At 31.5% G+C, this 15,959-nt stretch carries 12 protein-coding genes; all 12 read left to right on the plus strand.

Annotation, left to right across the window (positions count from 1 at the left end):
* Window positions 1-18: 18 nt before the first annotated feature.
* Entirely contained in the window at window positions 19-1,404 is a 1,386-nt protein-coding gene (locus tag HV819_RS10580) for an MFS transporter (protein WP_176270188.1), read from the plus strand.
* Between the two features lie 234 nt (window positions 1,405-1,638).
* Window positions 1,639-3,345, plus strand: a complete 1,707-nt coding sequence (gene ilvD, locus HV819_RS10585; protein WP_176270189.1) for a dihydroxy-acid dehydratase — start codon at window positions 1,639-1,641, stop codon at window positions 3,343-3,345.
* Window positions 3,346-3,356: 11 nt separating this feature from the next.
* Window positions 3,357-5,084: a dihydroxy-acid dehydratase gene (gene ilvD / locus HV819_RS10590; RefSeq protein ID WP_176270190.1), complete on the plus strand. Its 1,728-nt coding sequence runs from the start codon at window positions 3,357-3,359 to the stop codon at window positions 5,082-5,084.
* Window positions 5,081-6,343: a GntP family permease gene (locus HV819_RS10595; protein WP_176270191.1), complete on the plus strand. Its 1,263-nt coding sequence runs from the start codon at window positions 5,081-5,083 to the stop codon at window positions 6,341-6,343. The genes ilvD (HV819_RS10590) and HV819_RS10595 overlap by 4 nt, the downstream gene beginning before the upstream one ends.
* 9 nt (window positions 6,344-6,352) lie before the next feature.
* Window positions 6,353-7,252 carry a dihydrodipicolinate synthase family protein gene (locus HV819_RS10600; protein ID WP_176270192.1) on the plus strand — a complete coding sequence of 300 codons (900 nt, stop codon included), beginning with the start codon at window positions 6,353-6,355 and terminating at the stop codon, window positions 7,250-7,252.
* A gap of 32 nt (window positions 7,253-7,284) precedes the next feature.
* Complete coding sequence (locus tag HV819_RS10605; RefSeq protein ID WP_176270193.1) at window positions 7,285-8,073, plus strand: IclR family transcriptional regulator; 789 nt, start codon at window positions 7,285-7,287, stop codon at window positions 8,071-8,073.
* A 9-nt stretch (window positions 8,074-8,082) separates the two neighbouring features.
* Complete coding sequence (locus HV819_RS10610) at window positions 8,083-8,937, plus strand: fumarylacetoacetate hydrolase family protein (protein WP_176270194.1); 855 nt, start codon at window positions 8,083-8,085, stop codon at window positions 8,935-8,937.
* Between the two features lie 98 nt (window positions 8,938-9,035).
* Window positions 9,036-9,548, plus strand: a complete 513-nt coding sequence (locus tag HV819_RS10615; protein WP_154541522.1) for a nitroreductase family protein — start codon at window positions 9,036-9,038, stop codon at window positions 9,546-9,548.
* Between the two features lie 93 nt (window positions 9,549-9,641).
* A complete protein-coding gene (locus HV819_RS10620) occupies window positions 9,642-11,000 on the plus strand; it encodes a DUF438 domain-containing protein (RefSeq protein WP_154541524.1) in 1,359 nt (452 codons plus the stop codon).
* Window positions 11,001-11,162: 162 nt separating this feature from the next.
* The gene (locus tag HV819_RS10625; protein WP_176270195.1) at window positions 11,163-12,827 is read left to right on the plus strand and encodes a sigma-54-dependent Fis family transcriptional regulator; all 1,665 of its coding nucleotides are present in this window, start codon (window positions 11,163-11,165) and stop codon (window positions 12,825-12,827) included.
* 127 nt (window positions 12,828-12,954) lie between these two features.
* The gene (locus tag HV819_RS10630) at window positions 12,955-14,226 is read left to right on the plus strand and encodes a GntP family permease (RefSeq protein ID WP_176270196.1); all 1,272 of its coding nucleotides are present in this window, start codon (window positions 12,955-12,957) and stop codon (window positions 14,224-14,226) included.
* An 11-nt stretch (window positions 14,227-14,237) separates the two neighbouring features.
* Window positions 14,238-15,914, plus strand: a complete 1,677-nt coding sequence (ilvD, locus tag HV819_RS10635) for a dihydroxy-acid dehydratase (protein WP_216629248.1) — start codon at window positions 14,238-14,240, stop codon at window positions 15,912-15,914.
* Window positions 15,915-15,959 lie beyond the last annotated feature (45 nt).

Below are 15,959 nucleotides of genomic sequence, written 5' to 3' on the forward strand. Positions count from 1 at the left end.
GAAAAGGAAAAAATAAAAATGGAAAAAAGAACAAAACCTTTTGGAATAAAAGATAAGATTGGTTATGCGGCGGGAGATGTTGGGAATAACTTTACATTCACCTTAGTTTCAAGTTTCTTGATGCTATTTTATACAAATGTATGGGGGATAGATCCAAAAATGGTAGGAACCCTATTTTTCGTATCAAGAATAATAGACGCCTTTACAGATGTTGGAATGGGTACAATAGTAGATAAATTCCCAGGAAACAAGGATGGTAAATTTAGGCCATTTATTAAATGGGGGGCTATACCAGTGGCGGTAGCAGGGTTTTTACTATTCCAAACAGGCCTAAAAGACCTACCAATGGGACTTAAAATTGTAATAATGTATGGAACTTATATACTTTGGGGATCTTTATGTTATACTTTTATAAATATTCCTTATGGATCAATGGCATCAGCAATTACACCAGAACCTGACCAAAGAACAGAACTATCAACCTTTAGAACACTTGGAGCTACAATTGCAGGACTTATAATAGGATTTGTAACTCCATATATACTTTATCAAAAAACAGCAGGTCAACCTGACGTTCTACTTGAGGGAAGATTCCCATTAGTTGCAGGACTTTATGGTATACTTGCAATAATGGCTTATTTTGTATGTTATGGATTTGTAACAGAAAGAGTAAATATAGCAAAAGAATCAGGCGGAAAAAACGAAAACGCCCTTGCTGGAATTGGAAATGTAATTTTCAAAAAATCCTTATTATCAATTATCCTAGTGTCAATTTGCCTACTATTGGGAATGCTTTTAATAGGTTCAATGAACGCTTATGTATACTCAACCTACTTTGGTGATTCAACTGGAATAGCACTTGCAGGACTTGTAACAACTCTTCCAATGCTTATAACAGCACCAATAGCCATGAAAATGGGACAAAAATTAGGGAAAAAAGAAGCCACAGTAATAGGACTTTTAGGATCAGCAGCTATATTTTTCATACTATATTTACTAAAAGTTAAGAATATGTACATATTCTTAGCAGGAACAGGACTTGCCTATGTATTCTTAGGAATATTCAATACCCTAACATGGGCCATGATTACAGACGTTATAGACGATCTTGAAATCAAAAATGGAGTAAGAGATGATGGAAAAGTATACGCAATCTACTCATTTGCAAGAAAATTAGGCCAAGCTTTCGCAGGAGGACTAGGTGGATTTGCTTTAGCTTCAATTGGATTTGTACAAGGAGCAGCAACCCAAACACCAGAAGTTGCAGTAGGAATCTACAATATAGCAACCTTGATACCAGCTATAGCTTTAGGTTTAGGTGGACTAGTGGTGTTATTCATATATCCACTAAGCAAAAAACAAGTTTCTAAAAATAACTCTTACCTTTCTGAAAAGAGAGGCTAGGTAAAAAAATTATAAGACAGATAAGTAAGACTCTAAGAAAAATTTCTTAGGGTCTTTTTTTGTGTATAGCTAAAATTATTAGCACCTAATTTTAAAAAATTACTTGACAAGTGTTTTCCTATACGATATATTATAGGCAAGTAATTCGTATATACAGTTAAATTCGTATATACGAAATAAATAAGTAAGATAATTTTAACGTTTAAAAGTGACTAAATTATAAGGAGGTCAAAAATGCCAAAGAAAAATAGTGATAAAATTTTAAAAGGAACAGAAAATCAATATTATAGAGCCACAATGAAATCTATGGGTTTTACTACAGAGGATTTAAAAAAGCCTATAATAGGAATCGCTAATGCGTGGAGTGAACTAGTTCCAGGGCATTATAATTTGCGACAAGTTGCGCAAAGAGTAAAAGACGGTATATACAGAAATGGTGGAACTCCTGTAGAATTCGGTGTAATTGGTGGTTGCGATGGAATGGGTCAAGGTCATGTTGGAATGAATTATATAATGCCATCAAGGGAATTGATAGCTGATTCTATTGAGTCTATGGCACAAATTAATGCACTCGATGGTATCGTTTTATTAGGATCATGCGATAAAATTGTACCTGGAATGTTAATGGCAGCTGCTAGATTAGATATACCAGCTATTTTATTACCAGGTGGACCTATGGATGGAGGAATTGAATTTGATGGAAGAGAATCCGATCAAACTTCTAGCATGGAAGCTTTAGGAATGTTAGCTGCAGGGAAAATTACTGAAGAACAATATAAGATATTAGAAGATCATTCATGTCCTTCTTGTGGGTCTTGTTCTTTTTTGGGGACAGCAAATACAATGTGTGCATTATCTGAAGTTATGGGAATGACTCCTCCTGATGGTGGTATCATACCTGCTACAAGTGCAAAAAGATTACAAATAGCACAAGATACGGGATACTACATAATGGAATTATTTAAAAAAGATATAACTTCAAGAAAAATAATTACTAATAAGTCCATAGAAAATGCTATAAAAGTTTGTACATCAATGAGTGGAAGCACAAATGCTGTAATGCACCTAGCTGCTATTGCCATAGAAGCAGAATTAGATATTGATGTTTTAGATACTTTCAACAAGTTTTCTTATGATACACCGAGGTTAGCATCCGTTAATCCATCTTCAAAGTGGAATGTTCCAGATTTTTATAGAGCAGGTGGAGTAGTAAGGATTATGCAAAATCTTGGAGATAATCACTTAAATCTTAACCAGTTAACTGTAACAGGTAAAACTGTAAGAGAAAATATTGAAGATCATTTTTATCCATTTAAAGAAAATAATGAAGTAATTAGACCATTAGATAATCCGTTTGATTACGATGGAGGAATAGCAATTTTACGAGGAAATTTAGCCCCTGATACAGGAGTTACAAAACCTGGTGCCTTTGATAGAAGTTTAGATCATTTTAAAGGTAGAGCTGTTGTATTTAATTCAGAAGAAGAAGCAGAAAAAGCAATTCTAGAAGGTCAAATAAAGGAAGGAGATTGTGTTGTTATAAGATATGAAGGTCCAAAAGGTGGTCCTGGAATGAGAGAAATGTTTAAAGCTATGAAATTGTTATATGGAAGAGGTTTGGGAAAATCAACAGCTTTAATAACAGATGGAAGATTTTCAGGGACTAATAATGGATTGTTTGTTGGTCACATATCCCCTGAGGCTGCTGAAGGAGGACCTATAGCAATAGTAGAAAACGGTGACGAAATAGAGATAGATATACAAAGTAGAAGTATAAATTTACTCGTTGACGATAAAACTATTGAAGAACGATTAAGTAAATGGAGAAGACCTGAGCCTAAATTCAACTCAGGATATTTAGGTTTATATTCTAGAGTTGCTTCTTCTGGATCAAAAGGTGGAGTGATAGATTATAATTTATTAAACAAAAATCGAGATTGAGAGAAATTACTATGAATAAAAAGACACAAAAAGCTAAAAAGATCAGAGAAATTTGGGCTCAAAGTGACGCGTTAAGAATGGGCATGGGATGGACTGAAGATGATATTGAAAAACCATTAATAATGGTAAATGATGTATTTGGAGAGTCACATCCAGGGAGCATACATCTTGACAAATTAACTAAAGAAATAAATACAGGAATAATAGAAAACGGTGGTAAACCAGTAGATTTCCATATTACTGATATCTGTGATGGCATAGCTCAAGGACATAATGGAATGAATTATATATTACTTTCACGAGAGATTATTGCTGATATGGTTGAAATTCATGGAAATGTGCATCCTTGGGATGGGATGGTGTTAGTTTCATCATGTGATAAATCAATTCCTGCTCATTTAATAGCGGCAGCAAGATTAGATATACCTACTGTATTCGTTCCTGGGGGAACAATGAGACCAGGACCTTATATGACTACATCTGGAAAAGGTGGAGAGGTTACTTTACAAAATAAACAAAACAAGATAAATGATTTTGAAGTAATGCAATACAAAAAAACGGGTTGTCCATCATGTGGTGCATGTCAATTCTTAGGGACAGCAAATACAATGCAGGCTTTATCTGAAGCGTTAGGACTATCATTACCGACTACAGCTTTATCTTCTGCAACAATGATAGATATTCAACAAACATCTAGAATGGCTGGAAAAGCAGTAATGAGACTAAAAGAAAAAAATATAAAAGTATCTGATATATTAACTAAAGAAGCTTTTGAAAATGCTATAATTATTCATGCTGCAATTGGAGGATCTACCAATGCCATGATACATCTGCCAGCTTTAGCACATGCTTTAGGATGGGAATTAGATGTAAAAAAATTTGATGAAATTAACAAAAAGATTCCTCATTTATGCAATGTTGCACCAAGTGGAAGATATCCAGCTGAAACACTTTGGTTTGCAGGAGGGATTCCGGCAGTTCAGGAAGAACTGAGAGAATATTTGAGCTTAGACGTTATAACAGTCACTGGTAATACTCTTGGGGAAAACTTGGATGCTGTAAAATCTAGTGGTTTTTATGAAAGAAATATTGGATATCTTGCAAATTATGGTTTGAAGAAATCTGACATCATAACACCTATTAATGAAAGCAATGAAAAGGGATCGGTAGCTGTTCTTGAGGGGAATATAGCACCTGATGGAGCGGTTATAAAGTATTCAGCTGTAAGTGAAGATATGATGTATCATGTAGGAAAAGCAAAAGTCTTTAATTGTGAAGAAGATTGCAATCAAGCTGTAGTGGATAGGAATGTAGATCCAGGCGATGTACTTGTGATTAGATATGAAGGTCCAAGAGGTTCGGGAATGCCGGAAATGTATATGACTACTGAAGCTATTATGAGTGATCCAAGAATAAATTCATCAACAGTATTAATTACTGATGGGAGATATTCTGGTGCTACAAGAGGTCCTTGCGTAGGTCATATATCTCCAGAAGGTGTCACAGGAGGACCAATAGCGTTTATTGAAGATGAAGATTTAATTGAGTTAGATATTAATAATAGAACTATTAATATAGTGGGAATAAAAGGGGAAAAAGTAGATAAGTATGAAGTAGAGTCTATTATGAAGGAAAGAAAGAAAAAGTGGACACCTCCAAATTTATCTAATAGAAAAGGAATTTTTAAAAAATATACAGAGAGTGCTACATCAGGTATGAAAGGAGCGTACATGAAATGAGTGAAGTTACTTTATTAGGTGCTTTATTAGCGTTAGGTATAGCTATTTTTTTAATAATTGTTGGGATACCTGCATCTTATAGTATGTTATTTGGAGCATTAGTAGGTGGAATTGTAGGTGGAGCTGGTCTTTCAGGAACATTGAGTATAATGGTGGGCGGCGCTTCTGGCATGACTTCTGCTATATTAAGGATTATAGCGGCAGGAGTATTAGCTGGTGTACTCATGGGCTCAGGAGCCGCTAGTACAATTGCTGAAACAATAGTAAAAAAATTAGGTGAAGCAAATTCATTAATTGCATTAACTATTTCTACATTTATATTAACAGGGATAGGTGTTTTTGGAGATGTTTCAGTGTTAACAGTATCTCCAATAGGAATACAAATAGGTAAAAAAACAAAAGTATCAAAATTAGCTATTTTATTTGCTATGATAGGTGGAGTTAAAGGAGGACAGTTGGCGTCACCAAATCCAAATACGATTGCTGCAGCAGAGCCTTTTAATGTACCGTTAACCAGTTTGATGCTAGCTGGTGTTATACCTGGTATAGCAGTTGCTATTGCAACAATAATTTTATCTAGAACACTAATAAATAAAGGAAATTTATTTGGCGAACATGAAGAGGAAGTAATATTAGAAAATAAACCTGGATTATTTGCCTCAATAATTGGCCCGATTGTATCTATATCTCTATTGGTTCTTAGACCGATTGCAGGAATAGAAATTGATCCTATAATTGCTTTGCCAGTAGGAGGTATTGTGGGATGTCTTGCAATGGGCAAATATAAAGATTTTATATCTCTATCTACTTTAGGATTGGATAAGATGAGTAGTGTTGTGTTACTTCTATTAGGAACTGGTACTATTTCTGGAATTATTTCAAATTCCTCAATCCAAGAAGTTGTAATAGGATTTGTTGAACACGTAGGTCTACCAGGATTTATGTTAGCTCCAATTGCAGGTATTACTATGGGAGCTGCTACTGCATCTGCTACGGCAGGATCTTCTGTAGGAGGTAATATATTCGGAGAATCAATATTAGCTTCAGGAGTTGCTCCATTACAGGCAGCACAGATGATATATACAGGAACAATTTGGTTTGATAGCTTACCTCATGGTAGTTTCTTTCATGTAAGTTGTGGTTCTGTTAATATGAAAATAAAACAAAGATTAAAATTACTACCATATGAGTTATTGATAGGAATAGCAGGATCCATAGTTTCTGTACTTTTATATGGTGTTATAGGATTGAATTTTTAGGAGGACTTTATGTGTGAAATAATAGTACCAGTTGTTACAATATTTGATGAAAATGAAAAACCGGATTTCGAAGAAAATAAGAAAGTCATAGATTTTCTTATTGAAGGTGGTGTTGATGGAATTCTAGTACTTGGAAGTACTGGAGAATTTACAGTTTTAGACTATGAAGATAAATTACAATTTGCTAAAGACTACTACAAGTATACAAAGGGTAGGGTTGATTTATATTTTGGAAGCAATTGTGCTTCTTTTGAAGATACAGTAAAGCTTAGCAATGAAGCTATAAAAATAGGCTATAAAGGTATTATGGTTATGGGACCATATTACTTTGCCATGGATGATGAAAAAATCTTTATATATTATAATGAATTAGCAAAAAAAGTTAAGGGAAATTTATATATTTATAATTTTCCAGCTAGAAGTGGTTACTCTGTAAGTGGTGAAGTATATGCTAAATTAGTTGAAGAAAACTCAAATATAGTAGGTCTTAAAGATTCAGTTCTAGACCCACTTCACACTAATAGGCTACTAAGAGCTACAGAAGGTCATAAGACAAAAATTTACTCAGGATTTGATGACCAATTCTTATATAACCTTTCAACAGGTGGTTCAGGATGTATAGGTGCTCTTTCAAACTTAGTACCAGAAATATGGTCAGATCTCGTTAAATCAACCAAGGAAAAGAACTTTGATAGAGTATATAAACTGTCTAATTTAATTCACAAACTAATGCCTCTATATGATTTAGATAGTAACTTTTCACACTTATTCAAAAAATTAATGGCAGTAAGAGGAGTAGATATCTCTCCTAGGTCAATATTTCCATACAATCAACTTTCAGATGAAGTATTTGAAAAAGGAAAAGATATTCTAAAAAAGGTAATTAAAGAGTACGAAGAAATCAAGTAATTGTGATATAATATTCCATGACTGGAGGAATCATGGAATATAAATTACACAATCCTACCCTTAGAGTAGTAAAAATTCTTGATTTAATAAACAACTTCGAAAACGGTCTTTCATTTTTAGATATATCAACTAAACTAGAAATTCCAAAAAGCACACTAAGTCCAATTCTAAAAACACTGGAAATTACTAATTTTATTGAAAAAAATGATAAGGGATGCTATGTGGCATCCTTTAAACTTTTTCAATTAGGCCTATCTTATTCAGGAAGACTTGATTGTCTTTCAATGATTAGAAAGCAGATGGAAATAGTAGTGGATAAAATTGGTGAAATAGTACAATTTGGAGTCCTAATAGATGATATGGTACTGTACCTAGAGAAGGTAAACGCACCAGATAATATTGAAATAGTAAGTTCTGTAGGAAAGAAAATTCCAGCTATATATACTGGACTTGGAAAGGCACTTTTATCTGGATTTAGTGATGAAGAAATAATAGAAAAATTTAAAGACTATGAATTTGTAAGGTATACAGAAAACTCAATAACAAATATTGATAGGCTACTTGATGAAATACACATTGTAAGGGAAAAGGGATATGCGGTTGAAAACCAAGAATTCACCCTTAATACTTCATGTGTAGCTGTACCTATTAGAGAAGATGGGATAATTAAGGGAGCAATGTCTGCTACCTATCCAATTTTTAGAAAAACTGAAAATACAGAAAATTTTATCTCTAAAGTTTTATTAGAGCAAAAAGAAATTATAGAAGATATTATAAAGATTCAAAATTTGAAATTAGATTTTACAAACAGTGAGCAATAGGGGTAAATTATGAAATTATTTTTTATAGAAATAGAAAATAACAAAGAAATAGCAGTCCAAAAAAATAATAAGCTATACCTTATCAAAGACTTTGGATATGATTTTAAAGACATAAATGAATTAATAGATAGTGAAATAAATCTTAAAGACTTATGTTTTAATAATCAAAAGGAAATCAAAAATGAATATAAAATTTTAAGTCCAATTGAATATCCAAAACAAGATATAATCTGTATAGGAATGAACTATATAGACCACAAAGATGAAGTAGAAAAAGTATCAAAAAAAGATTTTTCCAAAGATGTAGATACTATATATTTTTCAAAAAGAGCTAATAAAATTTTAGGAAATGATGACTTTATTCCAATAAATAGTGAAATAACAGAAAAACTAGATTATGAGATTGAACTTGCTGTAATTATTGGAAAAGACGGGAAAAACATAAAAAAAGAAGAGGTAAATAATTATATATTTGGTTTTTCAATTTTTAATGATTTATCAGCAAGAGATTTACAGACTAAATACAAGCAGTGGTACTATGGAAAAAGCTTTGATGGCTCATCTGTAATGGGACCATGTATCATTTTAAATGATAAAAACTTTGAATATAATAAACTTAATTTAAAGCTTTCATTAAATGGTGAAATAAGACAAGATAATAATACTCAAAATATGATTTTAGGTGTAAATGAAATTATAGAAGACTTGTCCAAATCCATTACCTTAAAAAAAGGGACAATAATAGCTACGGGAACACCATCAGGAGTTGGCATGGGACAAAATCCTCCAAAATACCTTCAAAGTGGAGATAAATTGGTTCTTGAAATTGAAAATATTGGTGTCTTAGAAAATATAGTTAAATAATTTTATAAAGACGTGCTTAGTATGCCTTTTTGCTTTGCATTTTTAGATTTATAAGAAATAATTAGGGTAAGCATATAGTAAGTAGAAAGGAAGGATATATGAAATTTATTGATTTAGTTAAAGAAAGATATTCTTGTAAAAATTTTGATAGAAAACAAATAAAAAAAGAGGAACTGGATATAATTCTTGAGGCGGGTCGCTTTGCCCCGACAGCTAAAAATAATCAAAATCAAAGAATATATGTTATCCAATCAGAAGAAAGTTTAAAAATAATTGATGAAGAGACTCCATGCCGTTATAAGGCTCCAACAGTCCTTGTCATAGCTTATGATAAGGATAACACTTTTACATATCCAGGAGGTAGGTATAATTCAGGAATAGAAGATGTGACAATTGTTGCAAGTCATATGCTTTTAGCTAGTAAAAGTGTGGGAGTAGATTCTTGTTGGGTTAACTTTTTTGATCCAGACAAGTTAAAGGATAAATTAAAACTTCCAGAAAATGAAGAAATAGTTGCTATGATTGATTTAGGTTATGCTAGTGAGGAAAATGAGCCTTTAGAGAATCATTTTAAAAGAAAAGATATTAAGGATACAGTTCAATTTAGATAAGAAAAGTCTCTTGCAAGAAATGATTTTGCAAGAGACTTTTTTGCTATTAATACTTATTCTCAAAAGCGAAGTATAATATTATTGGAGGATATTATGAATAAAAAAATTGATATAAACAAAACTATATCTGAAATTATAAAGGATAATCCAGAGATTAAAGATAAATTAATAGAAATTGGATTTAAAGGACTATCTAACCCTTTAATGCTTAAGACTATGGGTAGAAAAATGTCTATAAGACGTGGGGCTTCAATGCTAGGTATAGATAATGTTGAAAAGAAATTAAAAGATTTGGGTTATGATGCTATAGATTCTTATAATGATAAGGAGCTTTCAGATAGGAGAAGTCTTATAAAATCCTATGTAGAGAGGCTATCTAATGGAGAAGATTTGGAAAGTGTAAGAAAAGACTTTAGGGAAAATTTCTCTAATGTTTCATCTTCAGAAATAATGGATGCAGAAGAAGCACTTTTGGCTGAAGGTTTGCCAAGAGAAGAGGTTCAAAGACTTTGCGATGTTCATTCATCTCTTTTTCATGGAGTAACTGAAACTGAAAACGACAAGGACCTAGAGCTTATAAAAGTAAAGGGTCACCCTTTAAGATTTTTCTATGAAGAAAATCAAGAAGTTAAAAAGATTATAGAAAAAATTAAAGAGAATATAGAAGATGAGGACAAAAATAAAGAATTTATTAAGGTAAAAAAACACTACAGGAAAAAGGGAGATTTAATCTATCCACTCCTAAAGGAAAAATACAACAAACCAGGCCCATCAGAAGTTATGTGGGCAGTTGATATAGAAATTTCTAACAATTTCAAAAAGGCAAGCAAGAAAAAGGACTTTGATGAGCTTGAAAAAGTGCTAGAAAGGGCAGAAGAGATGACCTATAAGGAGGATAATATACTTTATCCTTTAATGGAAGATATCATCTCAAAAGAGGACTTCATAGGACTATACTTTGACCTTTCAGACTATGAAAATGACATAGTCCAAAGAGAAATTTGGGATTTAACAGAAGAAAGTAAAAAAGAATCAAATAAAAAGGAAGGCTATGTCAATTTATCTAAGGGAAGACTAAAAGTAGAAGAGCTTGAAGCCATGCTTGATACTTTTGAGATTGAAATAACCTTTGTTGATAAAAATGATATAAATTCATATTATAATGACATAAAAGATGAAAAAACTTTCAAAAGACCAAGTACATCTTTGGGTAGGAGTGTCTATTCATGTCACCCACCCCAAGTTGAATTTGTAGTAAGAAATCTTATAAAAGAGTTTAAAGAAGGTAAAAAGGATAAGTTTCAAATCATTAAAAATATAAAAGGAAGTGACCATGCTATAACTTATTATGCAGTAAGAGATAAGGAGGGAAATTATCAAGGAGTCCTTGAAACTGTTCAGGATTTGAGTTTTTATACTGACTATCTTAGAACTTGGAATAAGCTTAAGTGAGAATAATATATTTGATTTCAATTTTATTATTCATTGTAACTTATTTTATTTGTTATTTAGTTGAATTAAATGAATTTAGTCTATAGAATTAAATTTCTCTTTTGGTATAGTAATCAGGTACTAATTAAAATAAAAATTTAGAACTACATTGTGGAGGTTTTAATGAAAATATTTATAGTTGCAACTTATCCTGCAATGGAACAACCCATAAAATTATTAATAAAAAAATATAAAAATATTGAAATAAAATATGGAATAGGTAAACTTGAAGAAGGACTAAAGCTAGCTCAAAATGCTATAAATAATGATTTCGATGCTATAATCTCTAGAGGTGGTACAGCTAGACTTTTAAAGAGACATTTAGAAGTACCTATAATTGATGCTAAACCATCTGGTAATGATTTATTAAAAAGTATTTTAATAGCAAAAAATAAAAAGTTAAAGACTGCTATAATTTCATATACTAATATAACAGATGGAGCTACAGAAATAATAGAATTATTAGATCTAGATTTTAAAATTCATTATATAAAAGATGGTATGGACTTAACTTCGCTGTTAATAAAGTTAAAATCATTGGGTTATGAACTGATATTGGGTGATTCATTAGCTGTTGAAATTGCTAGTGATTTGGGTTTTCAAACAGTTCTGTTTCAATCTAGCTATGATACAATAAAAAACAATATTGACTATGCAATAATGATTTTAAATCAAATAAATAAAATAAGTATAATTGATAAAATAAAAAGTGAATTTTTCACAAATGAATTGAGTGACTATTGTATATTGTTAGATAATAAAATCATATATTATAAGTTTAATAATTTCGGAAAACTACCTATTTCATTTGGGAAGATTATAAATATAAAATTCAATTATGAATCAAATACAAATCAAAATTTAAAAAAGAATTTGTTTAGAGTTGATAATTTTAACATTGAAATCACACATGTTTTTTTGGATGGGAAAACATATTATTTATTAAAATTCACTGAAGAAAAAATAGAAAATCAATATGATGGAGTTTATGAGTTTAAGTTAAAATCTAATTTGTTACCAGTAAAAAAATCTAGTGCTATGAAAAGTATATTCTCAAAAATAGAGGATTCAATTAGATTGAAAAAAGCTATAATAATGATTAAGAATAACAATACCACTTTAAGTGAGATACTAAATCAAATCGAATGTTCAAGTCAAAAATATAATTTATATATAGATATGAAAGAGTTTAATTTTAGTGATTTTTTTAAGCTAAATACTAAAAAATATACTTTCATATTGTTTAATAATATAATTGATCCTCAGGATATATTAAAAATAAGTAGTTTACAACAAAATAGTACAAGTATATTTATAATTTTACTAGATTCAGAGTGTTTATTAACTAAGACAAGTATTGACTTGGATTACTTTTATATTCCCAATACTAAGGATAGGAAAGAAGATTTAATACAAGTTTTTGAAAATCATATAAATTATTATCATGATAATAAGGGCTTCAGTGCACTAAAAGTTCAAAAAGATATATTTGATAAAAATGTAAATTTATTAGATTCCAATTTAGATTATTTAATAGAAGTTTTAATAAAAACATTAGCTGAAGTCAAGTCATCTACAATTAGCTATGATGATTTTATGAGCAATTATAAAGATAACACCAGTATAGGTTTAGATATAGTAACAGAAAATAAATCTTTAGAGGAAATAGAAAAAGAATATATAAAGAAATATCTAGTTAGAGAAGAATATAATCAGAGCAAGGTAGCGGATATTTTAAAGGTTAGTAGATCCACTCTTTGGCGTAAGATAAAGAAATATAATTTATAGGCTGTGTTTTAAAATGAAACACAGCCTATTTTTTTGGGATAATTTGTTGCATTATGAAAAGAAGTGTGATAATATATCACTATAAACGTTTGCACAATATGTAATATATATTAAATGGGAGGTATAAATGGTTAGCGTATCAACAATAGGTGCTCTTATCGCATTAGTAATAGCTATTGCTGTAATTGTAATGGGAGCACCGCCTGCATATGGAATGATTTTAGGAGCCTTAATAGGAGGAATTGTAGGTGGTATAAGTGCAAAAGAAACAGTAACTTTAATGTTTAATGGAGCAGGTGGAATGTCTCCTACTCTACTTAGAATTATGGCTGCTGGAGTTTTAGCAGGATCCTTAATTAACTCAGGTGCTGCTGATGTAATAGCAGAAAATATTGTAGAGAAATTAGGTGAAGCAAATTCACTAGTAGCAATAATCGCATCAATATTTATATTGACTGCTATTGGTGTTTTTGCAGATGTTGCTTGTTTAACGGTTGCACCTATAGCAATGGTTATTGCACAAAAAACAAAATATTCTAAATCTGTGATAATGATGGCTATGTGTGGAGGAACACATGCTGGAAATGTTATGTCTCCAAATCCTCAAGCCATAGCCTTATCAGATTATTTTCAGATTCCACTAACAACTGTTATGTTGGGAGGAATAATTCCAGCGATATTTGGTTTTATAACAACAATATTTATAACTAAGTTAGTACATAAAATAGGTATGGGTAGTGAAGTTTGTCTAGCTGAGGAATCTTCAATAGAGGAAAGATGTAAACCAAATTTATTTTCTTCAATAACTGGTCCTATTGTATCTATTATCTTACTTGCCTTAAGACCTCTAATAGGATTGGAAATAGATCCTTTGATTGCATTACCTATAGGAGGCTTAATTACTTGTATTCTTTGTGCTGATATTAAAAAATTTGTTACATTTTCTACAAAAGGACTTAACATGATGTCAGGAGTAATATTACTACTGTTAGGAACTGGAGCCTTATCGGGAATAATAGCTAATTCTGGATTAAAAGATTCTTTAATTAATTTGGTTGATATTTTAGGACTATCAGGATATCTATTAGCACCAATTACTGGTTTAACAATGGGAGCAGCTACTGCATCAGCAACAGCAGGGAGTACGGTTGGCTCTCAAGTTTTTGGAGAAACTATTTTATCTTTCGGAGTAAAACCTTTGCAAGCCGCTGTTATGATACATGCTGGAAGTAATACATTAGATGGACTACCTCATGGTAGCTTTTTCCATACTAGTGCTGGTAGTGTCAGTATGAACATAAAAGAAAAATTAAAATTACTACCCTTTGAATTTAGTGTGGGTCTAATAATGACAATTGTTTCAACTATAATATATGGATTAATAGGAATTAATTTTTAAGGAGTTTAAGAATGAATAATAAAAAAATGAATAGTCAAAAAGTATATCAAGGACCTGAAAGAATTGAAGCTAGGTCATTATTATATGCTACAGGAAAATTGGAAAAAGATATAGGAAAAAAGCCTCTTATTGGAGTTGTAAATTCGTTTAATGAAATAGTTCCAGGACATTTTCATTTAAGAAGCATTTCTGATGCGGCTAAACTTGGCGTTGCAGCTGGTGGTGGAATTCCTGTGGAATTTCCATCAATTGCTATATGCGATGGAATCGCAATGAGTCATGCGGGAATGCATTATCCTTTAGCATCAAGAGAGTTGATAGCAGATAGTATTGAGGCAATGGCAAAGGCTCATGGACTTGATGGCCTAGTTTTAATACCAAATTGCGATAAAATTGTACCAGGAATGATGATGGCTGCTTTAAGACTAAATATTCCATCTATAGTAGTAAGTGGGGGTCCAATGGCTACAGGATATTATAAAGATGAAGCAGCTGATTATTCTACATGTATAGAACAAGTTGCTGCATATAAATTAGGAGAAAAAAGCAAAGAAGAAATGGAAGAATATGCTCATGCAGCTTGTCCATCATGTGGTTCATGTGCTGGTATGTTCACTGCCAATAGTATGAATTGTTTATCAGAAGTTCTGGGTTTGGCCTTACCTTACAATGGAACAATTCCATCATATTATGGAGATCGTATTGCACTAGCTAAGATGGCTGGTGAAAGATCAGTAGATCTTGTTAAAGAAGATATAAAACCAAGAGATATTGTTACTGAAGAATCATTTAACAATGCTATAGTTGTAGATATGGCAATAGCTGGGTCAACAAATACAACATTACATCTTCCTGCTATAGCACATGAATGTGGAATAGAATTATCTTTGGAAAAATTTGATGAGATTTCAAAGAATACTCCAAATTTGTGTCATATAAGTCCATCAGGAGATAAATTTATGTTTGATTTACATATGGCAGGTGGAATACCAGCTATAATGAATGAATTGAATAAAAAAGGATTATTAAATGTTGAATTAAAAAATATTAATGGTAATACTATAGAAGAAAATATTAGAGGAAAAGAAACTAGAAATCATGATGTGATAAGACCAATAGATAATCCATTTAATGAACAAGGTGGAATAGCGGTACTTAAAGGAAATATTGCACCAGATGGGTGTGTAGTTAAATCTGCTGCAGTTAGAACTGAGATGTTAAGACATAGGGGAAAAGCAGTCGTATTTAATAGTATGGAGTCAGCAACAGAAGGTATTTTCAATGGAAAAGTTCAAAAAGGAAATGTTGTAATAATTAAATATGAAGGACCAAAAGGAGGTCCTGGAATGAGAGAAATGCTAACTCCTACATCAGCAATAGTAGGAATGCATTTAGATAATGATGTTGCGCTAGTTACTGACGGAAGATTCTCTGGTGCTACAAGAGGAGCAGCTATAGGACATGTTTCTCCAGAAGCTATGGAGGGAGGACCTTTTGCTATCATAGAAGATGGAGATATAATAGATATCGATATTCCTAATAGATCTATTAATATAGATTTAAGTGAAGAGGAAATTCAAGAGAGATTGAACAATTTAGAAAAGCAGGAGCCAAAAATTAAAGAAGGTTATTTAGTAAGGTATGCCAGAGCGGTTTCTTCAGCAAATAAGGGAGCAATATTAGAATAGGAATAGATGATTTACATTTGTAAGGTGTATTTTTGTAACAAAAGT

Source organism: Anaerococcus faecalis (genome assembly GCF_013371425.1).
Taxonomy (GTDB): Bacteria; Bacillota; Clostridia; order Tissierellales; family Peptoniphilaceae; genus Anaerococcus; species Anaerococcus porci.